We start from the raw sequence: 21,476 nt of genomic DNA, 5'->3' as shown, positions 1-21,476 counted from the left end.
GGGGCGATGTTCGCACGGGGAAAATCCCCGTGCAATCGCAACCTGTGTCAGACCATCATTTCCTTGGTCGCGCTCAGCGTGACATCAGGATAATCGCGGGCCACACGGTCGATGTCCCACTGCAGACGGGTCAAGAACACCACATCGCCATCATGGTCATAGCTGATGTGTTGCTTGTTCATATCGGCAAATTTTTCAACCGCTTGGCGGGTGCCATGCACCCAGCGCGCAGAGGTGAACTGGCTCTGTTCAAACCGCACCGGCAGACCGTATTCCATCTCGATCCGGCTGGCGAGCACCTCAAACTGAAGCTGGCCCACAACCCCCACGATGAAGCCCGCGCCAATCATCGGCTTAAACACTTTGGCCGCACCTTCTTCGGCAAACTGCATCAGCGCTTTTTCAAGGTGTTTGGCCTTCATCGGGTCGCCTGCGCGGATGCCTTGCAGCAATTCCGGCGCAAAGCTCGGAATGCCCGAAACCCGCAGCGCTTCCCCTTCGGTCAGCGTGTCCCCAATGCGCAGTTGGCCGTGGTTGGGAATACCAATGATATCCCCCGCCCAGGCCTCTTCTGCCAGCTCCCGGTCAGAAGCGAGGAACAGCACCGGATTGGAGATCGCCATAGGCTTTTTGGTGCGCACATGGGTGAGCTTCATGCCACGTTTGAAATGCCCAGAGGCCATGCGCACAAAGGCCACACGGTCGCGGTGCTTGGGGTCCATATTGGCCTGCACCTTAAACACAAACCCTGCGACTTTCTTCTCTTCGGGGGCAATCTCACGCGGCTCGGCGGTCTGCACCTGCGGCTCAGGCCCATAGGTGCCAATGCCATCCATCAGCTCTTTCACGCCAAAGGAGTTGATCGCAGAGCCAAACCAGATCGGCGTCATATGCCCTTCCAGCACCGCCTGCGGATCCAGCTGAGGCAGCAGCTCCTTGGCCATTTCGACCTCTTCGCGCAGCTGTTCCAGCAGATGCTCCGGCACATGGTCGGCCAGTTTCGGATCATCCAGACCGGCGATCTGCACGGTCTCGGCGATCACATTCCGATCCGCCCGATCCATCAGCTCCAGCCGGTCGTTGAGCATGTCATAGCAGCCAAGAAAATCGCGCCCAACACCAATCGGCCAGCTGGCCGGGGTCACGTCAATCGCGAGATTTTCCTGAATTTCGTCAATAATGTCGAAAGTATCGCGGCTTTCGCGGTCCATCTTGTTACAGAAGGTCAGGATCGGCAGATCCCGCAGGCGGCAGACTTCAAAAAGCTTCTGAGTCTGGCTTTCCACACCTTTGGCCCCGTCAATCACCATCACCGCCGCGTCCACGGCGGTCAGCGTGCGATAGGTGTCTTCAGAGAAGTCACTGTGGCCCGGCGTATCCACCAGATTGAAGCGGAAATTGCCAAAATCAAAGGACATGGCCGAGGCGGATACGGAAATCCCGCGATCCTTTTCCATCTGCATGAAGTCCGAGCGCGTGCGCCGGGCTTCCCCTTTGGCGCGCACCTGACCCGCCATCTGAATGGCACCACCATACAGAAGAAACTTTTCTGTCAGCGTGGTCTTACCGGCGTCCGGGTGCGAGATGATCGCAAAGGTGCGACGGCGCGCAATCTCGGGCGGCAATTCGGGGCGGTTTGTGCTCGTGTCCAACATGGTCGCGCGTATAGGTCCCACAGCGCCTTTTCGCAAGGAAAAGCGGCTCAAACCTACTTGGAAGACGCGCGGCGCAGCAACTCAACCGCATCCGGGCGATCCAGCAGGCTTTCATGCACCTCAAGATGGGCAGGCGCGCTGCGCCGACCATTGTGGCCGCTGTGCTGGTGGATTTTTTCGGTGACCTCTTTGGGCAACGCCGCCTTCGTGCGCATGTCCATCTGCATGGTCTCCGCCGAAATTCCTTCGGCAAAAATGATCTGATGGGTGTCAAACATGATCTGATAATAGTCCACGAACCCACCTTCGGCGGCATAGACGGTGTCCCCGTTGACCAGATGACGCGCCTTGACCAGAAGCTCGCTGCGCCCCACACCGATATGGTCCTGTCGTTGATACACAAACAGCCGGTGATCGGGACTTACCCGCAGATCCCCGGTGTTGTTGAGCGTTCCGGCTGTGATCACGATCGGTGCAAATTCGCCAGTGGCCCGCTGAACGGTATGCCCCATCCAGCGCAGCTCTTGGGGCCCATCGTCGCGCGTCAGCACCCGATCCCCCACTTGCAGATCTTCCACTGCTTTCTGTTCCCCGGTGGCCATGGTGATCCGGGTGCCTTTGGTGAAACTCACACAGGCCAGCTGTGCCAGACGGGTAGAGGCCGCTTCCCGGTCTATCCCCACAAGCACATAGGCCATCTTGGGGGTGAGGGGGGCCAGAGGCGCGCCGTAAATCTGCACCACGCCGCCGTCATCATCCACTTCCACCAGCACCAGCACCTCGATGGTGTCTCCGCTGGGAGGCATGAAAGTTGCCACACAATCCAGAAAAACACGGGCATCCGCCGTGCCCAGCCCCGCGCCACCCGCAACATAATTCTGGCCATCGCCATCCGTACGCAGAGCCAGACTCTGCTCCTGCGCATCCGCGCTCAACGTGTAAATATCATCCGGCACCAGCTCTTCAGCAAAGGAGAGCGAATCTCCCATGTTTGCCCCATCTGTCACGGTCAGGACTTCAGCCCGATAAACGGGCAGCCTCTGGGACGGCAGCGAAGAATTGTGAACCTCTGACACTGTATTCTACTTTCTACTTCAAACCTGCGACGGCCTTTACACGCATCTTTCCTCTTGGACAAATATGGCAGCAGCATGCCCTAGCGTCGGCATTATACTGGCATCCAGAAAGATTTGGGTATTTCTTGTGCTCATAACAGCGGGGAGAATCGCATGGAATTGGGAATCAAAGGTAAACGGGCGCTGGTATGTGCCTCGTCCAAGGGTTTGGGGCTGGGCTGCGCGCGTGCTTTGGCCGCAGAAGGCGTCGATCTGATCATGAATGCCCGTGGCGCAGAGGCGCTTGAGGCGGCGGCGGCGGCCATCCGTGCGGAGTTTGGGGTAGAGGTCACGGCCATCGCCTGTGATGTGACCACCGAGGACGGGCAGGCCCGTCTGATTGAGGCTGCACAGGGTGTGGATATTCTGGTCAACAACGCAGGCGGCCCGCCTCCCGGCATGTGGACAGACTGGGAGCGCGACGATTTCATTGCTGCGCTGGATGCCAATATGCTCGCGCCCATCGCGCTGATCAAAGCGCTGGTGCCCGGCATGATGGAACGTGGCTGGGGCCGGGTGGTGAACATCACCTCCGTATCCGTGAAATCTCCGATCCCGGTCTTGGGCCTCTCCAATGCCGCACGTGCGGGTCTCACCGGCTATGTGGCGGGCACCGCCCGTCAGGTGGCAGGTGCAGGCGTGACCATCAACAACCTGCTGCCCGGCATCCATGCCACCGACCGCGCCGTGGCGCTGGACACTGCCGTGACACAGCAGCAGGGCATCACCATGGAAGAGGCACAGGCACAGCGCGCCGCCACCATCCCCGCAGGCCGCTATGGCACCGCTGATGAATTTGGCGCAACCTGCGCCTTCCTCTGCTCACACCACGCAGGCTTCATTGTGGGGCAAAACGTGTTGCTGGACGGTGGCGCTTTCGCCTCTGCCAGCTAAAGGGGGCTTTGAATGGCGCGAGGTGTTGGTGTGTCTCAGGGGTTTTCACTGAAAGATCATCTCTTCAATGCAGAAAGCATGGCGGATCTGGCGGCAGAATATGCCGCCGGCATTCCCGGCTTTGATGCAGAGGGCTTTCAGGCCGAAGCCGTTGCTGGCTTTCCTGAACGTGAGCTCATGGAGCGCATGGAATGGATTGCCGACTGCATCGAAAAACGCCTCGCGCCGGATTTCCCCACCATGGCGGATCAGCTGGAGGCCGCCATGCCCCCCGCGCTTGATCCCACACGCAAAGACGATGATTTCGGGCGTTTCATTCATGCGGTGCCCGGCATTCTTGCGGTGCGTCACGGGTTGGAAGACCATCGCGACCGCAGCTTTGATCTGCTGCACGCCGCAACACAGCGCTTCTCGATGGAGTTCTACATCCGCCCCTTCCTCAACCGCTGGCCTGAGGAAACCTTCGCCCGTCTGGAGGATTGGGCACAGGATGAAAACTACCACGTCCGCCGTCTGGTCAGCGAAGGCACCCGCCCCAAATTGCCATGGGCCAAAAAGATCGACATTGATCCGCTTGCTCCCCTGCCGCTGCTCGCGCAGCTGCACAGCGATCCAACCCGCTATGTCACGCGCTCGGTTGCCAACCATCTCAACGACATTTCCAAGATCGACACCGATCTTGTCGTGCAGCATCTCACCGCGTGGCAGGCCAAAGGCGCGCAGGCCGCCAAAGAGCTGGATTGGATGACCCGCCATGCCCTGCGCACCGCTGTGAAAGCCGGACATCCCGATGCGCTGGCGCTGCTGGGCTTTGCCGCAGACGCGCCGGTCAGCGTTGTGTCTCTCTCAGTTGGCGGTGATCAGATCGCCATTGGGGATGCGCTGAGCGTGGCGGTGACGCTGCAAACCGATGCCAAACAGCCCGTGCCGGTGCTGGTGGATTACGTTCTCACCTTCCACCGCCCAGATGGCAAAACCGGCCAGAAAGTGTTTAAGCTCAAACAGGGCAAACTGCCCGCAGGCGGCCGTCTGGACCTGACCAAGAAACATCCGCTCAAGGCAAACGCCTCCACCTTCAAACTGCACCCCGGCCCACATAGGCTTGCGGTGCAGGTCAATGGCCAGAAGCACGCCGAAGTGGCATTTGATTTGGTGGACGCTGGGTAATTCCCTGACAGGCTTTCACGTTTTTGTGGGGCGGCTGGTGCGCAACATGTCGGGCTGCTAGGCGAAAGGTCTCACCAACCTGGGGATAAGACCATGCAGGCCACCGCCATCATTTCCATTTTTGCCACCATCATTCTTCTCAGTTTGCTGTTCGCCCCCAGACGCGCCTCGGTGGCCAGCTTTTTTGGCGGTCAAACAGACACTGGACAGGCCCCATCGCTCTGGACGCTGGTGCTCTCTCAGGTGACCACATGGATCTTTGCCCGCTCGCTGATGAATGCCGCCATTCTTGGCTTTTACTACGGCATTGCTGGCACATTGGCCTATGCCGCCTATTACGGCTCCTTCCTCACCGGTGGGTATATTGTCGACCGCATGCGCGCGCAGGGAGCGGGGTCGGTGCAATCTTGGCTGTCAGAGCGTTTTGGCACCACCGGCACCAGCGCCTATAACATCGTGATCGCCCTGCGCCTGCTGTCTGAGGTCTTCGCCAACCTGCTGGTGGTGGGGTTGATTTTCAGTGCCGCTCTGCCGGATGTGGCCAATATTGGCACCATCGCCATTCTCACAGTCGGCGTGCTGGCGCTGGCTTATTCGGCCTGGGGCGGGCTCTCTGCGGCGCTGCGCACTGATGTGGTGCAGATGAGCCTCTTCCTTGTGGTTTTCGGTGCTGCCTTTGTTGCGCTTTTGCTGCGCCCGGAATTCAACTTTGCCGCCGTCATGACCGCGCCGGGCGCGTCAGGCCCGCACAACGGCTGGGTGCTGTTGCTGGTGGCCGCGTTGCAGGTGTTTTCTTACCCTGTGCATGACCCGGTGATGATGGATCGCGGCTTCCTCACCGATCGCGCCACCACCCGCAAGAGCTTCTTCCACGCGTTCTGGCTCTCCACCCTCTGCATTCTGGCCTTTGGATTTTTCGGCATTCAGGCCTCTTTGGAAGGTGCCGCCTATGAAGGTCAGCTGATTGGCACATGGGCCACCATGTTGCCGGGCTGGGTCTTCACCCTGTTGATTGTCTCCCTTCTGGTCTCCGCCCTGTCGACGCTGGATTCCGCTCTCAGCTCTGCCGCGCGTCTGGTGGTTGAGGAACTGCGGCTCGCGCCACGCTCGCTTGCCGGTGGGCGCATCGCCATGGTGGTCTTTGCTCTGGCGGGTGGGGCCTTGACGCTTTGGGGCAATCAGACCCTGTTTGATGCGGTGGCTGTTTCTGGCACGGCGTCCATGTTCCTCACCCCGGTTCTGGTGGTTGGGCTTCTGACCGGGCGGGACGTGCCGCTCTGGTCTTATATGGTCAGTTTCGCCGCCGCCTTCACCGGTGCCATCACCTATATGTTCCGCGACAACCCCGTGTTTTCCGCGCTGCTCTATGAGGGCCATAAATACGAACAGCTTCTGCAGATCTGCGTGATCGTTCTGGCCATCGGTTTTGCCGCAGTTGCCTTGGGCAGTCGCAGGGTTGATGCACGCGTGGGGGGCTGATACATCTGCGCGAAACCCGATGGAAATGCTCGGGGACCGCATGAGGCTTCAGGTGCAATCGCAAACCAATACGCTCACACCCCGGCTTGAAATCCGCAACCTGCGCCGCCGCTTTGGCAATCGCCAGGTTGTGGATGATGTCTCCCTGTCTCTGCAGTCTGGCAAGGTCACCTGCCTGCTTGGCCCCTCCGGCTGCGGAAAATCCACCACGCTGCGTATGATTGCCGGTGTGGACATGCAAGACAGCGGTGAGATCTATGTGGATGGCAATCTGATCTGCGACACCGTCTTTCGTGTCCCGCCAGAGCGCCGCCAGATCGGCCTGATGTTTCAGGACTTCGCGCTGTTCCCCCATCTGAGCGTCTGTGACAATGTCGCCTTTGGCCTGAAGGGCAGCAAAGACGCCAAACGCGCCCGCGTTCAGGAACTCCTTGCCAAGGTCAATCTGGGCTGGGCTATCGACAAATTCCCCCATGTCCTCTCCGGCGGCGAACAACAGCGCATCGCGCTGGCCCGCGCGCTGGCACCACGCCCGCGCATCATGCTGATGGATGAGCCATTTTCAGGCTTGGACAACCGCCTGCGCGATGGCATTCGCGATGAAACCCTCGCTGTGCTCAAAGAGGAAGACACCGCCGTCCTTCTGGTGACCCATGAGCCCGAAGAGGCCATGCGCATGGCCGATGACATTGCGCTCATGCGCAACGGCAAGATTGTGCAGCAGGGCGCGCCATATAACATCTACAACGCCCCGGTGGACAAACAGGCCGTGGCCTTTTTCAGCGACATCAACGTGATCCGCTCCACCAGCCATGGGGCGCTGACCGAAACCCCGTTTGGTCAGTTTCTCACGCCGGGGCTGGAGGATGGGGCTCCTGTGGAGATCGTGATCCGCCCACAGCATCTCAAGCTGGATTTTGACCGCGCTGGCAAAGGCCCGCTGCCCACAGCCTCCGATGGGGTGGCGGCGCGTGGCATCGTGACCCGCGCCCGCTTCATGGGCAATGAAAGTCTGGTGGAATTTCAAATGGATCACGACGCCTCACATCTGAAGGTGACCGTGCCCAATGTCTTCCTGCCCAAAGAGGGCACCGCGCTCTGGCTGACCATCCGCCGCGACCGCTGCTTTGTGTTCCCGGCCGAGGCCTGAACCTAACGCTGCTTTTCAAAATCTCTCAGGCTCTTGCCCGGTTCTTCCACAAACAGGCCGGGCAGGGGGGTGACCTCGGCAAGCTGATCCACCCGCAGGCTGGCAAAACCATGACTGGTTTCATCCCAGACCGCCAGGGACCAGACCCGCCCCCAATAGGCCAGTTTCAGAGGTCGCACATCGCGGCTCACCTGTTGGCTGTCGACGATCCTGAGCTTCTGTTTTGCCCGGATCGCGGTGCGCAGCGGTTCAAGATGGCGCAGCGCCTGTACGTTCTGGTCAAAGGGATAGCTGGCAAAACCAAACCCCTGCGCCACGCCGCCCACCTCTTCCGGCAGCGCCTCATCAATTTTTGCGCTCAGGCTTTCCGCTGCCGCCCGCAGCGGCCCCTCCATTCCTGTGCCCACCACCGCCAGCCCGATATGCAGGGCCTCAAGCTCTTCTTCGGTCAGGTTGAGCGGCGGCAGGGTCAGCGCGGCCTTGGCGCGATAGCCGGTGCCGCGCGCACCTTCAATGGCCACACCGCTGGCCGCCAGCGTTTTCATATCCCGGTAAATCGTTCGCAGAGACACCGCCAAAGCCGCAGCCAGATCTTCTGCGCGATGCAACTCCCCATCTTTGAGCATCTCCATCAGGGCAAAGAGCCGATCAGAGCGATTTTGCGAGCTGGCCATCTGGCGATTCCCTTCATTCATGACAAAATAATGTCACCTGACAGAATAGTGTCAAAATAGCTCATGAAAACCTGTAATTTCCCGCCATTCAGTCCCGCGCGTGTCTTTTCCCCCTTTCTGCCAAGGGGTAGGTACAAGACAGGTTTAAATTTGCAGGCAAACGCCTGAGACATGGGAGAGACATCATGGGTATTGGAAACATTGGTCTGCCGGGCATTCTTCTGATTGCAGTTGTGGTTCTGGTGCTGTTTGGGCGCGGCAAAATCAGCGGCCTGATGGGCGAAGTGGGTAAAGGCATCACCTCGTTTAAGAAAGGCATCAACGAAGGCCAGCAGGAGTTGGAAGAAGAAGCGGCGGATGCGGCCAAGGATGTCACGCCGGAAACCGACAAAGACAAAGTCTGATCTGAGGCCCATTTCTTATGTTTGATTTGGGGTTACCGGAACTCTTGGTGATTGGTGTCGTCGCGTTGATCGTGGTCGGCCCCAAAGATCTGCCAGTGCTGTTTCGCACCGTGGGGCGCTTTGTGGGCAAGGCCAAAGGTATGGCACGGGAGTTTTCCTCCGCCATGAACCAGGCGGCGGATCAGGCCGGCGTCAAGGATGTCACGGATACGCTGAAAGGCGCCACCGACGGGCTCAACAAAGTGTCCAATCCGCTCAAAGCGGCCACCGATGCCATCAACGACAGCGCCAATGAGGTCAAACGCTCCATGAGCTATGAGCCGGGGGCCGAAACCACACGCCTGTCCAAAGAACGCGCCGAAGCGGCGGAAAAAATCCGCCAGAAGTCGGCAGAAATGGCACAGGAACGGCTGGACAGAGAGGCGGCAGAGAAAGCCGCGGCTGAAAAGGCCGCCAAGGATGCGCCGAAAAAGGATGAGGCATGAGCAACACAGATGAGATTGAGGACAGCGCTGCGCCGCTGATTGAGCATCTGGCCGAATTGCGCACGCGCCTGATCCGCTCGGTTCTGGCGTTTGTGGCGGCGATCAGCTTCTTCTTCATCCCCGTCGGGGGTGATTTCATCGCCGAACACGTGCTGCATTTCCTTGTGGCCCCTATTGTGGAGGTGTTGCGTGATCTGGGTGATCCTTCCCCCACGTTGCAATTCACATCCCCACAGGAATATCTCTTCACGCTGTTCCGCATTTCCATGGTGGGCGGCTTTGCGCTGGCCTTCCCGGTGATCGGCTATCAGCTTTGGCGCTTTGTGGCACCGGGGCTCTATAAAAGTGAAAAAGGCGCTTTCCTGCCCTTCATGATTGCCTCACCCTTCATGTTCCTGCTGGGCGCCTCCTTTGCGCAGCTGGTTGTGACCCCTCTGGCGATGCAATTCTTCCTCGGCTTTGCGGATGTGGCCTCGGTTTTTGCGAACTTCATGGCGCCAGCGGTCGAAGATGTGCCCGGTGCTGTGGCGGCCACAGCCCCTGAAGCCAGCGAAGGGGTGCAGATCACCTTCTTTGGTAAGGTCAATGAAAGCCTTGATATCACGCTGAAATTCATCATGGCCTTTGGTCTGTGCTTTCAGTTGCCGGTGCTGCTTACCCTGATGGGCAAAGCGGGTCTGGTGAGTGCCGATGGGCTGGCCTCTGTGCGTAAATACGCCATGGTGGGCATTCTGGTGCTGGCCGCTCTGGTCACGCCCCCCGATGTGGTGACACAGCTGATCCTCTTCTCGGTGGTCTATGGGCTTTATGAAATCTCCATCTTCCTCGTGCGCCGTGTGGACAAAAAACGTATCGCTAAACTCAAGGAAGAGGGCGTCTATTTTGAAGATGACGAAGAGGCCGAAGACCTCGCCGACATCGACAGCAAATAACGCCGCTGCCAGTAAGATCAAAACGCGCCTCTTTGGGGCGCGTTTTTTGCGGCCTGCCTGCCCTTGTTGTTGTGCAAAGAAAGTGCTTTTTAAGCGCAGCAACTTCGGAGGCCCGCCATGGATGACATCACATTGACCCGCATCGCCGAGGCGCTGGAACGCCTGAGCCCCGCACCTCTGGCCGCGCCGGATTTTGCTGCGGCGGATGGCTTTGTCTGGCATGTGGATCCTGACCGTCTGGAACCGGTGGCTCAGATCAACCGCGTGGCGCTGGATCTGCTGGTGGGCATTGACCGCTCCCGTGACACGCTCTTGGACAACACCCGCCAGTTCGCCCGCGGATTGCCCGCCAACAATGCGCTCCTGTGGGGCGCGCGCGGCATGGGGAAATCCTCCATTGTCAAAGCCGTACATGCGCAGGTGCTGGCCGAAGGTTTCCCGCTGAAAATTGTCGAGCTGCAACGCGAAGACCTGCCCACCGTCTCCCGTCTGCTGAACCTGCTGCGCGCCAGCTCGGAACGTTTCATCCTTTTCTGTGATGACCTCAGCTTCAGCCACGACGACCAGCACTACAAATCCCTCAAAGCGGTGCTGGATGGCGGCATCGAGGGCCGCCCGGAAAATGTGGTTTTCTATGCCACCTCCAACCGCCGCCACCTGATGCCTCGCGATATGATCGAAAACGAACGCTCCAGTGCCATCAACCCGGCGGAAGCGGTGGAGGAAAAGGTCTCCCTGTCCGATCGCTTTGGCCTTTGGCTCGGCTTCCACCCCTGTTCACAGGATGCCTATCTGGCGATGATTGATGGCTATTGCGCCGCCCATGGCGTGACGGTTGATCCAGAGCGCCTGCGCGCTGAAGCGATTGAATGGCAGGCCACACGCGGCGCGCGCTCTGGCCGTGTGGCCTGGCAGTTCTTCCTGGATCTCGCAGGCCGCGAAGGTGTCGCGCTCCCCTGAGCCAAAGAGACAAGCCCCCTCGCTTCCTCTTGACAGAAATATCCCGGGGGTTTGGGGGCTGGCCCCCAATTGGGGATGTGTTTGGGGGCTGGCTGCGCGCGAAAATAGCGTTTGAGCGCTGACTCCTGCGGATGACGTCGGGACGAAACGCAGCCTTCAGTACCGCCACGTTACCCCGTGACGATCCGCGCCTTATTTCAGGTAAGGCGCAGGATCCACACTGTCAAAACCGTCCCGCACTTCAAAATGCACAAAGGCATTTTCCGCAGGCAGCGCCGCCATGGCCTGCCCACGTTTGACGTTGGTCCCTTTGGCCACTTTCACATCCGCCACGTTGTAATAGACCGTCATCAGATTGTTGGGATGGCGCACCACCAGAATGGTCACGTCATCCGCATCTGTGGTGATGGCTGCGACTTTGCCATCTGCTGCGGCAGACACCGGCGCGCCGGCGTCACCGGCAATGTCGATGCCATTGTTCTTGCCCTTGGCATAGGGGCGGATGATCTTGCCGGACACCGGATAGCTCATCGCCGCCGTGCTGGCGCTCTGCTCTTTGGACAGGTCAGGCCCCTTGGGTGGCTCAAGCGTTGCGGCTGCGGCTGTGGCGCTGTCATCAGGCAGCGGTTGTGACGCGCTCGGCGGTGTCGGTGTGCGGGAGCCTTCACCAGGTTTGCTGGTGGCGGCCGCGCTGGTCGCTGCGGCTTGTTGCGCTTTCTTCTCTGCGGCCGGATCCGCTGGTGGGATCAACAGCGTCTGATTTTCCCGAATGGTGAAATCACTGCCCAGCCCATTCCATTCGGCCAAGGCCCGTACGGAGACATTGTACAGCCGCGCGATGGTAAAGGCGGTTTCACCGCGTTTCACGATGTGCTTGATCGGCTCAACGCCCGTTGGCGCATCTTTGGGCGGCTTTGCCACAGGCTGCAGCGTTTCTGTTTGCACCGAGGTATCGGCATTGTTGATGGCCCCACCGGCCAATGCTGCGATGTCCACGCCACCCGGAGGGGTGACCATGCCGCTGCCGCCCGTGGCCGCAGAGGGTTCTGCCACGCGGTAGGGCAGGGCGATGATCTCATCTTGGCGCAGCGTCGCATCCACCGCGATGCCATTGGTGCGCGCCAGCTCTTCGGCGGGAATGCCCACACGTTGCGACACATCCTGCAAAGTGTCGCCTCGCTGGGCCACCGCCACTTGATAATTCGGATAGGAGATCACGCCCCGGTCATCTGGCGCCGGGCGTTTTGCGGTTGCCGTCAGCGCCGCATCACTGGTGTCCAGCCCGCCGCCAACATCGCCTCGGAAGTCGTAATCAAAGCCACCCTCACAGGCCGCCAAAACACAGAGTGCCAGACCGGTGCCAATCAAACGGGCGCTTTTGGGCAGGGAATAAGCCATCTCGAAATCCTCACACGCGGCCCCTTAGGTGGGGTCTGATGCCAAAGCCGCTGTTGTTTGTGTCACGGGGAGTTGTGACATGTTTGCGTTGTGGTCGCTGTTTTGCGTTTTTGTACCTTTGCGCCCTCACATGGTCAAAGCTTACGGGAATGCCAAGGGGAAAGCGCCCCAAAATCAGTCATTTTCCCGCGCCACACCCTCCAGCAAAGGCACAAACCGCACAGCCCGCATTTCATCATAGTCAAATCCGGTTTCGGTGCGCCGCACGCGGATCAGGCTCTGAACCGCATCTGACTGTCCGACGGGCACCACCATAATACCGCCAATCTTGAGTTGCGCCAAGAGGGGGCCCGGCGGGTCCTCGGCGGCGGCGGTGACAATAATGCGATCAAAAGGCGCCTGATCTGGCAGGCCAAAGCTGCCATCGGCAATCAGCGAAGTGATGTTCACAATGCCAAGCGCATCAAACACGCCCCGCGCTTCCATCACCAGCCGCTTGTGGCGATCTACCGTGTAAACCCGCCGCGCAAGCTGGCTGAGAATGGCCGCCTGATAGCCTGAGCCCGTGCCCACTTCGAGCACCTTGTCACGCGGCGTGATCTCAAGTGCCTGCGTCATCAAGCCCACCACGGAAGGCTGAGAAATGGTCTGTCCACAAGAAATGGGCAGCGGCGTGTCCTCATAGGCGCGTTCCGCAAACAGCCCACGCACAAACAGCCCCCGGTCCACATGTTCCATCGCAGAGAGCACAGCCTGATCCGTCACCCCACGTGAGCGCAGGGCGAAGAGAAACTGCATTTTGCGTTCTGCAAGGAGGTCGGGGTCGGTCATTCGATGCCTTTCAACGCCGCCAGAGCATCATGTGCCGTCAGATCGGCGCGCATCGGTGTGACAGAGATATAGCCTTCCAGATTGGCCGCCGCATCCGTGCCCTCTGCGGTTTTGCGCTGCTGATCCCCGCCTTTGGCCCACAGGAAACGCCGCCCGGAAGGCGACGTGTGCGGTTCCACAGAAAAACAGGTGTCCTGACGCAGCCCCTGTGAGGTGACACGCGTGCCTTTGACATCTGCCGCCAGCACGGGCGGAAAGTTGATGTTGTAAAACAGCCCATAGGCCGCATCATTGGGGACATCTGTCGCCAGAATTTTGCGCAGCACCTCTGCGCCATGTTCGGCGGCGGCCTCAAAGGGATTGTCCGCGGTGTAATTCTGTGGCCCGAGAAACTGTGAAAGCGCAAAGGAAGGAATGCCCTGTAGCGCGCCTTCAATGGCCGCGCCCAGGGTGCCGGAATAAAGCGCGTTCTCAGCCGAGTTGTTGCCCCGGTTCACACCGGAAAGGATCAGGTCGGGCCGGGCCTCTTTCATCACGTCATGCACACCGGCCAGCACACAATCGGCCGGGCTGCCCTCTGCTGCAAAGCGCCGTTCTCCCATTTTGGCAATCATGGTGGGGTGGGTGTAGCTGATGCAATGGCCGACGCCAGATTGTTCAAAGGCTGGTGCGACACACCAGACCTCGCCTTCAGCCCCGGCGAGATCTTTGGCAATCTGCTCCAGAACCGCCAGACCGGGCGCGTTGATACCGTCGTCATTTGTGATGAGAATGCGCATGCTGCCAGCCCCTGAAATCGCCCGTGTGTCTATCTAGTCGAGGTTCTGTCTAGTAGAGCGGCTGATCCGGGGCAAGCATCACAGCCGCCTCTGGGGCAGTTGCCAAATCTGTTGCGCAGAAGTCGCGGCTGGCTGGCCTGTCAGAGACCCAGCTCTGCCATGAGACGCGCGGCTTCCTCTTTGGGAGAGGTCAGCGTGTCGCGATCTTCACCGGGGAAGAACCGCGCGCGTGTGCCGGTGGGCATGCCTTTGGGTGACAGAATAGAGACCTTGGGGCCAATGCTGGCGGTTTCCAGCTGCCAGCTGCGCGCCAGAGCAATCTGCGCCGCCTTGGTGGCCCCATAGGAGCCAAAGAACTTCTCACCGGCGTGGTCATCGTCAAAGAAGACCGCATGGCCCTGTTTGCCCAGCAGCGGACTGACAAAAGGAATAAGTCGTGCCACCGCATCCAGATTGATCGCCATGGATTTCTGCCAGTCTTTGGCATCAATATGATCGGTGGGCGTCAGCGGAGCCCCATGTGCGGCGGTGTGGATCCAAAGATCCACTTTGCCCCAGCGGTCGTGGATGGAGCGGCACAGCTGCGCCATCGCATCGGCATTGCTGATGTCCATGGGGGCCAATGTGGCCTGTCCGCCTTTGGCCTGAATGCGATCATCCAAATCTTCCAGCCCGCCGGTGGTGCGCGCCACGGCCACCACATGATAGGCCCCGGCCAACGCTTCGGCAAAGGCGGCACCCAAACCACGGGAGGCCCCGGTGATCAGAGCGATTTTTTCGTCAACTGGTGAGGCGGAAGAAGGCGTGTTGGTCATGCCTATCACATGCGGGGAAAGCTGCGAAAGGTCAAGAGTGGCTGTTGGGGGAAGGAGAAAGGGGCCAGCCCCTCTTGGCCCATGCGGGCCAATTCACCCCGGGATATTTTGCTCAAGAGGAAGAGCGGATCTGTGTTGCTCGATCAATTGGGGCCAGATCAACTGGGTCCGGTCAATTGGGCATCGAGAGTCGCGTGGCACCCTGACCGCCATTGAGCACGATGCTGCGCTCATCAATGGCCACCACCTTGCCTGATGGGGTGCGATCCCCCAGTTCCACCCGCAACGTGCGCCCGCTGCTGGTCATCAGAAGCGCGCGGGGGGCTTTCTGCGATCCCATGACCCCGATCAGGGTCAGCCGCGCACGATTTTGCAATACGCCGCTTTGCGTGGCCTGCGCGGCCACGTGAGGAGGGGTCTTGGACGTCATGGCCAAACCTATATCTGTGAGTGGTGACGCCCTTATGAGAGAGTGTGTCGGGCGCTGCTATTCACAGATACGATAGGTATGGTTAACAGGGCCTCAACAGGCAAAAGCTTGCCATATTTTCTTCGATTGCGCGGGTGTCAGCCCATCAGATGCGGGCGGATGTCCGTGCCGCTGGCCGCATAGATATCCAGCAGGTGATCAAACGAGATGCCCTCTGCCTGCGCTTGTGCCAATGGGCCGTCTTGGACCATGAGGCGCGGGCGCTCCACAGGAGTTTCCGGCGCTGTGAGGTGACAGCTCAGGGCCTGTGTTGTTTCAAACCCGGGCAGATCATTCATCAGCCAGGCGGCGCAGCCCTCAAACCCTGGGGCTTCGCTGGTGGCGTCTTGCACATAGGCTTTGAAATCTGCCTCTGCCACGCTGGCCCAGACCCCAAAGAAGAAGGTGTCCGTGCTGCCCCGAACGGGGAGCGGCAGCACCGCATGTACGAAGTGAAGCCCCTCAAAACGACACAGATCCGGCGTGAGGAAATCTGCATCAACGGTCACGGTCTCTGTGTCGTTCTCCGTCAGAGCCTCATGTGTCCAGCAGTCTGGATGGTCAAAACCGATATCAACAATCCCGCCAAAGCTGCGCCCACAGCAGGGGCAGGCGTAGCTTTCATCGTTCAGACGCCGCCAGCGGCTGTCCAGCGCCAGCAAGCTCATCAGAGCGTCACCCTTGGCTTGGGGCCAGCGTTGCCCCGTTCCAGCTTGCGCCCGGCGTCGGGGCTTCGGCGATTTTCTGGCTCACCCGGCTGCTGTTTTCCAGCGCATCCAGATATTCCGGGGTCACGCCACCGGTGATGTAATCCCCATTGAAGCAGGAGCAGTCAAAGCGGGCGATCTCAGGGTTGCCTTCCTGTGCGGCCCAGATCAGATCTTCCAGATTTTGGTAGAACAGCGCATCCACGCCCAGTTCCTCACGGATCTCTTCCACGCTGCGGCCATTGGCAACCAGCTCATGTTTGGTGGGCATGTCGATGCCATAGACATTGGGGTAGGCCACCGGCGGGGAGGCCGAAGCGATATAGACTTTCTTGGCCCCGGCTTCGCGGCACATCTGCACGATTTTTTTGATGGTGTTGCCACGTACGATGCTGTCATCAATCAACAGGATATTGCGGCCTTCCATTTCACGCGGAATGGCGTTGAGCTTGCGGCGCACACTCTTCTGACGCTCTTCCTGACCGGGCATGATAAAGGTCCGGCCCACATAGCGGTTTTTCACCAGCGCCTCGCGGTAGCGAATGCCGGTGATATTGCTCACTTCCAACGCCACAGGGCGCGCGCTGTCGGGCACAGGAATGATCGCATCAATCTCAAGCCCGCTCTCCTGCACCTGTTTGGCAAGGGTTTTGCCCATGCGGATCTGCGCCTGATAGACGGACACGCCGTCCAGCACACTATCGGGGCGCGCCAGATAGACATATTCAAAGATACAGGGCGTCAACTCGCCTTCGACCGCTTGGAACTCATGCAGGTTGCCATCCAGATCCACCAGAAGCGCTTCGCCCGGCTTCACATCACGCAGCTTGTCAAAGCCATTGATGCCAAAGGCCACATCTTCGCTGGCAAAGGCATAATCATCGCCCTCGCCATCTGCGGCACGTTTGGCGACTGACAGAGGGCGGATGCCATGAGGGTCACGGAACGCCAGCATACCGACACCGGCAATCAGGCAGATCACCGAATAGGCGCCCTGCACACGTTCCATGGTCATTTTCACACCGGCAAAGATATTGCGGATCGCATCGGCACTGCCGTTCACCTTGATCGCATCCGCCACTTTGTCCGCCAGCACGTTCAGCAGGATTTCACTGTCGCTGGTGGTGCGCAGATGGCGACTGTATTTGCCGGTGACTTTCTCGCGCTGGGCTTCGGTGTTGGTGATATTGCCGTTGTGCACCAGATAGATGCCATAAGGCGCGTTTACAAAAAACGGCTGCGCTTCGGCGGCACTCAGGCTGCCAGCGGTGGGATAGCGCACATGCCCCATGCCCACACGCCCGGTCAGAGTTTCGGCGTCAGAGGGCTGAAACACGTCTTTCACAAGACCATTGGCCTTGCGTTCGCGGAAGAAACCGCCTGTGTAGGTCACCACGCCCGAAGCGTCCTGACCCCGGTGCTGCAACATCAGCAGCCCGTCATAAATCTCCGCAAAAACATCGTCATTGCGATTGGCGATCCCCAGAATTCCGCACACGTGCAGCGCTCCCTTGTTCGGTCTAGGCTAAGCTAGGGTGGGTGGCTTTGCAGTTTTGTACACGGGGGGCATCCCGATGCGACAAAACTGTTGAAAGAGCACGAATAACCGCAGTTGCAAAGGTTCGGATGCAGGTCAGCAGCCCGCTTTTCGCGGCAACGTTAGGGGCGTCTGACAGGTCAATGACCACAGGGCGGCTCCGAATCCCGGTTACGTGCTTGGCTTCTCATAAGCGCTCCTGCGCAGCATGTCACGAAAGGATCACAATTGCCGGGCAAGAAAGCCACAGATGTACGGCGAAACCCTGCGTCGCTTAGACAAATTTGATCAGTCAAATTTGGTCAGGCTGATTTGATCAGCCGGATGATCAAAAGCACAACGGCGGCCCCAATCATGGCGGAGAGCACAGAGCCGATAAAGCCTGTGCCAAGGCTCACTCCCAACAGCGGCAGAAAAAAATGCGCGAGCACCGCGCCCCCAATGCCCAGCAACACATTGCCAATCAGGCCAAATCCGCCGCCGCGCACCATTTTGGCCGCCAGCCAACCGGCCAGCCCGCCAATCAGGATGGCGGAAAAGACACCCGAAAACAGGGCGGCTTGCGTGTCATTGAGGCTCTCCATGTCTGGATCCTTAAGCTGTGCAAAGGGGATCAGAGAGACTGATCTTCCATTTGGCGGATGCGTTTGCGCACCAGATCGATATGCATGCGCGCGTGATAGGCGGTCTGGCGATAGGCCGGCGGCAGGCGCAGCTGCGCGATGCGATGGTCCACCGCTTCAAGATCTTCTGCCAGCAGAGTGAGGTTGGCCATGGTGCCATGCTGGCTCAGTTCGGCTTCGATTTCGCGAATACGACCATAGTGTTTCCACACCTGCCAGCCTCGGAAATAGGCGTAAAGCGATGGCACAACCCGTAGCAGCGGCACCAGTAAGAGCAGGATCGGCAGGGTCAGCAGCAGCAATCGGTTGACCTGCGCCGCCGCCCAATAAGGCAAGAGGTTGTGCCAGGTTGAAGGACCTTCCTGTATGAGCTGACGCGCCACGGAATTGATCGGCATGCCGATGCCATAGGGCGAGGGGAATGTGCCCCGGTCTGTCAACAGATCGCGCCCGCGATGCAGCTCCTTGGCGGCCATGGTCAGGCGGTTCACAAGCGCCGGGTGCAAATCCGGCGCAATGGCCAACTGCGCCTTAAGCGCCAGCATTTCGCGGGCTTCTTCCGGCTGCACGGGGGCCAAAGACACTGCTCCTGTGGGGATTTGCACAATATCCGCATAATCCAGATGCCGGGAGATGGCCTCTGTATAGGCCAGCTGCAACAGCGTGATCTCCTCAGAGGCAAAGGCCTGCGTCAGGTAAGGCGCTTCAATGCTGCTGACCAGAAACGCCAGATCAATGCCCCCTGCCTCAAGCGCAAAAACACTCTGCGCAAAACCAAGAGCCAGATGTTTGTTGGCACCTTGCGCCATCCCGACGGCTTTTTGAAAATCTTCAAAAGCGGCAGAGGTTCCAGAGCCGGGGCGGCCGCTGGAAATGCGCAGATCACGCCAGAGCGCAGGGTTGGACGGGATGTCATGCCCCTTGCGTGCAAGAAAGATCATCGGTTCATAAAACACGCCACCAATGGCCTCGGCCTTGCCCATCGGCACATGCACACCCGCCTGCACAAAGGCCGCGTCAATCTCACCTCTCGTAAGCAGGGCGGCATTGTCCACAGAGCCATCGGTATAGACAATTGTCACGTCAATATCGTCACGCGCCAGCACCTCTCTATAGCGCTCCGCCATGAGCGCATAGGCGCCGCCACGTGCGCCCGCCGCCAATGTCAGAGATTGCGGCGGCAGCAGCATAAACAGGATCAACGACAGGCACATGGCCAGCGTCAGGGCGGTAATGGCAATCCAAAGGCGCATGGACAGGCTCTGTTATTCTATGTCGCGCGCCACGGTAGCGGTCCACCGGCGCGCAAACAAGTGCTGCCTGCGCTTAAAAAGAAAGCCCGCGCTCCAAAGGGCACGGGCTTGATGCATTCGCAAAATCTGCGGGGCAGCTTACTGCTCGCAGACACCGACAAGCTGTTCATACTGTGTGGTGATCCAACCCAGCGCTTCCTGTGGATCACGGTCATCAATGCGGCGTGTGATGCGGCTGAACACTTCTGCCGAGCGGCTGTCATCCACCATGGCAATCGACTGGCTGGTGATCACGGTTTCATAGACAAAGAAGGTGATTGCCACCAACAGGATGCCGCGTAGCACGCCAAAGATAAAGCCCAGAGCCTGATCCAAACCGCCAAGCGCAGAGCGCTGAATGACCGAAGAGAACAGCGGTGTGAATAGCGAGACAACCACCAAAGACAGGGCGAAAACCCCGGCAAAGGCGGCGATGATCGAAAGCTCACAGCTGTCTGCGAGGTATTCGCCAAGCACCGGCACTTCCTTCACCAGCGGCTGGAGCGAGCCTGCAAACATGAAAGCCAGCACCGCTGCGGCAATCCAGCCCGCAATCGCCATGCCCTCGCGGACAACACCGCGGCTATAGGCCAGCAATGCCGAAATAATAATGACACCCGCGACCACGGCGTCGATGATGGTGAAACCTTCCATGTACTCTTGTCCCCTTAGACCGCCCGCGGTCCGCCTTTCGGCCCTTTAGTCTGTGGGCCGCTGGCCCTGGCATTTTACCCCGCTCCGAAGACTTCTCCCACAAAGCTTGCCAAATCCCCAATACGGTTCAGGTTCATGCCTTCCACGGTCTGGGTTTTGCCACCTTTCGGAGCGATTGCCGATGTGAAACCAAGTTTTTGGGCTTCTTTCAACCTATTTTCCGTCTGGCTGACCGCGCGAAGCGCGCCAGAGAGGCTGATTTCGCCAAAAACCACCGTGTCGGCGGGCAGGGCGCTGTCCTCTCTGGCGGATATCAGCGCACAGGCCACCGCAAGATCGGCGGCAGGTTCTGAGATCTTCATGCCTCCGGCCACGTTCAGATAGACATCGAGCCCCGCAAACGGCACACCACAGCGCGCTTCCAGCACCGCAAGAATCATCGCCAGCCGCCCGCTGTCCCAGCCAACCACCGTGCGGCGGGACTGGCTGTGAGGGGAGGGGGCCACCAGAGCCTGCAATTCCGTCAACACAGGGCGGGTGCCCTCAATACCGGCAAAGACCACACTGCCCGCCGTGGGCGCGCCCCGATCAGAGAGGAAAAGCGCTGAAGGGTTGCCCACCTCTGCCAGCCCCCGTCCGGTCATCTCAAAGACGCCAATCTCGTCAGCAGGACCAAACCGGTTCTTCACAGCGCGCAGAATGCGGAACTGATGCCCGCGCTCGCCTTCAAAATAGAGCACTGTATCGACCATATGCTCGACCACACGGGGCCCGGCGATCTGGCCTTCCTTGGTGACATGCCCCACCAGAATAATCGCCATGCCCTTGCGCTTGGCAAATGCCGTCAACTCATGGGCAGCGGCACGCACCTGACTGACCGATCCCGGCGCGCTGCCCACCGTGTCACTCCACATTGTCTGGATGGAGTCGATAATGGCAAGCTGCGGCCGTTCCGCTTCCAGCGTGGTCAGAATATCGCGCAGATTGGTTTCCGCCGCCAAGAGCACCGGGCTTTCCGTCAATCCCAAGCGCTGGGCGCGCATGCGCACCTGTGCGCTGGCCTCTTCGCCGCTGACATAGATGGTTTTTACACCCTGCCGCGCAAACCGCGCTGCCGCCTGCAACAAAAGTGTGGATTTCCCGATCCCCGGATCGCCGCCTACCAGAAGCGCGCTGGCAGGCACCAGCCCGCCGCCCAAAACTCGATCGAGTTCTTTCACGCCGCTGATGGTGCGCGGTGGCGGGGTCTCCTTGGTGGCCAGATCTGACAGCTCGATCCGCCGCCCCTTGGCGTTACCAAGGGCGCTTCCTGCGGGACCGGCCCCAAAGGGGGCCTCTTCCACGATGGTATTCCACTCTCCACAGGCCTCACAGCGGCCGGACCATTTGGAGGATACTGCGCCGCAGGCGGAACAGGTGAATTGGGTTTTGCTCTTTGCCATGTTCCCGTTTTGGA

Annotated in this window: 22 protein-coding genes; 8 read left to right on the top strand and 14 right to left on the bottom strand. The window is 59.6% G+C overall.

Annotated elements, in window-relative coordinates:
* Positions 1-47: 47 nt before the first annotated feature.
* Together J7382_RS09625 and J7382_RS09620 are read right to left on the bottom strand one after the other, a co-directional pair.
* On the bottom strand, positions 48-1,655 hold the full coding sequence (locus J7382_RS09625; protein WP_209068836.1) for a peptide chain release factor 3: 1,608 nt from the start codon (positions 1,653-1,655) through the stop codon (positions 48-50).
* 53 nt (positions 1,656-1,708) lie between these two features.
* Entirely contained in the window at positions 1,709-2,644 is a 936-nt protein-coding gene (locus J7382_RS09620) for a Hint domain-containing protein (RefSeq protein WP_209068835.1), read from the bottom strand.
* A gap of 240 nt (positions 2,645-2,884) precedes the next feature.
* On the opposite strand from J7382_RS09620, the gene J7382_RS09615 reads away from it, so the two are divergent.
* From J7382_RS09615 to J7382_RS09600, 4 genes are all read left to right on the top strand, one after another.
* Positions 2,885-3,664 carry an SDR family oxidoreductase gene (locus tag J7382_RS09615; protein ID WP_058238031.1) on the top strand — a complete coding sequence of 260 codons (780 nt, stop codon included), beginning with the start codon at positions 2,885-2,887 and terminating at the stop codon, positions 3,662-3,664.
* Between the two features lie 12 nt (positions 3,665-3,676).
* Positions 3,677-4,831, top strand: coding sequence for a DNA alkylation repair protein (locus J7382_RS09610; protein WP_209068834.1), 1,155 nt, complete (start codon positions 3,677-3,679; stop codon positions 4,829-4,831).
* Positions 4,832-4,924: 93 nt separating this feature from the next.
* On the top strand, positions 4,925-6,310 hold the full coding sequence (locus J7382_RS09605) for a sodium:proline symporter (protein ID WP_209068833.1): 1,386 nt from the start codon (positions 4,925-4,927) through the stop codon (positions 6,308-6,310).
* Positions 6,311-6,329: 19 nt separating this feature from the next.
* A complete protein-coding gene (locus tag J7382_RS09600) occupies positions 6,330-7,460 on the top strand; it encodes an ABC transporter ATP-binding protein (RefSeq protein WP_209068832.1) in 1,131 nt (376 codons plus the stop codon).
* Between the two features lie 2 nt (positions 7,461-7,462).
* Here the strand turns inward: J7382_RS09600 and J7382_RS09595 are convergent, their stop codons facing one another.
* Positions 7,463-8,134, bottom strand: coding sequence for an HTH domain-containing protein (locus tag J7382_RS09595; RefSeq protein ID WP_209068831.1), 672 nt, complete (start codon positions 8,132-8,134; stop codon positions 7,463-7,465).
* 185 nt (positions 8,135-8,319) lie between these two features.
* Between J7382_RS09595 and J7382_RS09590 the strand changes: the two genes are divergently transcribed.
* The 4 genes from J7382_RS09590 to J7382_RS09575 all read left to right on the top strand — a co-directional run bounded on the left by J7382_RS09590 (position 8,320) and on the right by J7382_RS09575 (position 10,915).
* A complete protein-coding gene (locus J7382_RS09590) occupies positions 8,320-8,538 on the top strand; it encodes a twin-arginine translocase TatA/TatE family subunit (RefSeq protein ID WP_209068830.1) in 219 nt (72 codons plus the stop codon).
* Positions 8,539-8,555: 17 nt separating this feature from the next.
* Entirely contained in the window at positions 8,556-9,023 is a 468-nt protein-coding gene (tatB, locus tag J7382_RS09585; protein WP_058238026.1) for a Sec-independent protein translocase protein TatB, read from the top strand.
* Positions 9,020-9,955 (top strand): twin-arginine translocase subunit TatC, encoded by a 936-nt coding sequence (gene tatC, locus J7382_RS09580; RefSeq protein WP_058238025.1) that lies wholly within the window; start codon positions 9,020-9,022, stop codon positions 9,953-9,955. Before tatB ends, tatC begins: the two co-directional genes overlap by 4 nt.
* Positions 9,956-10,072: 117 nt before the next feature.
* On the top strand, positions 10,073-10,915 hold the full coding sequence (locus tag J7382_RS09575; protein WP_209068829.1) for an ATP-binding protein: 843 nt from the start codon (positions 10,073-10,075) through the stop codon (positions 10,913-10,915).
* A gap of 192 nt (positions 10,916-11,107) precedes the next feature.
* On the opposite strand, the gene J7382_RS09570 is transcribed toward J7382_RS09575, so the two are convergent.
* The 11 genes from J7382_RS09570 to radA form a co-directional block, all read right to left on the bottom strand.
* Complete coding sequence (locus tag J7382_RS09570) at positions 11,108-12,313, bottom strand: LysM peptidoglycan-binding domain-containing protein (RefSeq protein WP_209068828.1); 1,206 nt, start codon at positions 12,311-12,313, stop codon at positions 11,108-11,110.
* 174 nt (positions 12,314-12,487) lie between these two features.
* Positions 12,488-13,144: a protein-L-isoaspartate(D-aspartate) O-methyltransferase gene (locus tag J7382_RS09565; RefSeq protein ID WP_209068827.1), complete on the bottom strand. Its 657-nt coding sequence runs from the start codon at positions 13,142-13,144 to the stop codon at positions 12,488-12,490.
* Positions 13,141-13,923: a 5'/3'-nucleotidase SurE gene (gene surE / locus J7382_RS09560; RefSeq protein WP_209068826.1), complete on the bottom strand. Its 783-nt coding sequence runs from the start codon at positions 13,921-13,923 to the stop codon at positions 13,141-13,143. The genes J7382_RS09565 and surE overlap by 4 nt, the downstream gene beginning before the upstream one ends.
* 140 nt (positions 13,924-14,063) lie before the next feature.
* A complete protein-coding gene (locus tag J7382_RS09555) occupies positions 14,064-14,738 on the bottom strand; it encodes an SDR family NAD(P)-dependent oxidoreductase (RefSeq protein WP_209068825.1) in 675 nt (224 codons plus the stop codon).
* Positions 14,739-14,910: 172 nt separating this feature from the next.
* The gene (locus J7382_RS09550; RefSeq protein WP_209068824.1) at positions 14,911-15,168 is read right to left on the bottom strand and encodes an amidophosphoribosyltransferase; all 258 of its coding nucleotides are present in this window, start codon (positions 15,166-15,168) and stop codon (positions 14,911-14,913) included.
* A 137-nt stretch (positions 15,169-15,305) separates the two neighbouring features.
* Positions 15,306-15,875, bottom strand: coding sequence for a DUF2199 domain-containing protein (locus J7382_RS09545; RefSeq protein WP_209068823.1), 570 nt, complete (start codon positions 15,873-15,875; stop codon positions 15,306-15,308).
* 7 nt (positions 15,876-15,882) lie between these two features.
* The gene (gene purF / locus J7382_RS09540; RefSeq protein WP_209068822.1) at positions 15,883-17,412 is read right to left on the bottom strand and encodes an amidophosphoribosyltransferase; all 1,530 of its coding nucleotides are present in this window, start codon (positions 17,410-17,412) and stop codon (positions 15,883-15,885) included.
* Between the two features lie 341 nt (positions 17,413-17,753).
* Complete coding sequence (locus J7382_RS09535; protein ID WP_209068821.1) at positions 17,754-18,035, bottom strand: GlsB/YeaQ/YmgE family stress response membrane protein; 282 nt, start codon at positions 18,033-18,035, stop codon at positions 17,754-17,756.
* Positions 18,036-18,064: 29 nt separating this feature from the next.
* Positions 18,065-19,327: a TAXI family TRAP transporter solute-binding subunit gene (locus J7382_RS09530; RefSeq protein ID WP_209068820.1), complete on the bottom strand. Its 1,263-nt coding sequence runs from the start codon at positions 19,325-19,327 to the stop codon at positions 18,065-18,067.
* A 138-nt stretch (positions 19,328-19,465) separates the two neighbouring features.
* Positions 19,466-20,020: a CvpA family protein gene (locus tag J7382_RS09525; protein ID WP_058238014.1), complete on the bottom strand. Its 555-nt coding sequence runs from the start codon at positions 20,018-20,020 to the stop codon at positions 19,466-19,468.
* A gap of 74 nt (positions 20,021-20,094) precedes the next feature.
* Positions 20,095-21,462 (bottom strand): DNA repair protein RadA, encoded by a 1,368-nt coding sequence (radA, locus tag J7382_RS09520; RefSeq protein WP_209068819.1) that lies wholly within the window; start codon positions 21,460-21,462, stop codon positions 20,095-20,097.
* Positions 21,463-21,476: the final 14 nt, after the last annotated feature.

The sequence above is a fragment of the Shimia sp. R11_0 genome, assembly GCF_017744035.1.
In the GTDB taxonomy this organism is placed as follows: domain Bacteria; phylum Pseudomonadota; class Alphaproteobacteria; order Rhodobacterales; family Rhodobacteraceae; genus Shimia; species Shimia marina.
This window is presented reverse-complemented; position numbering and strand designations above follow the sequence as displayed.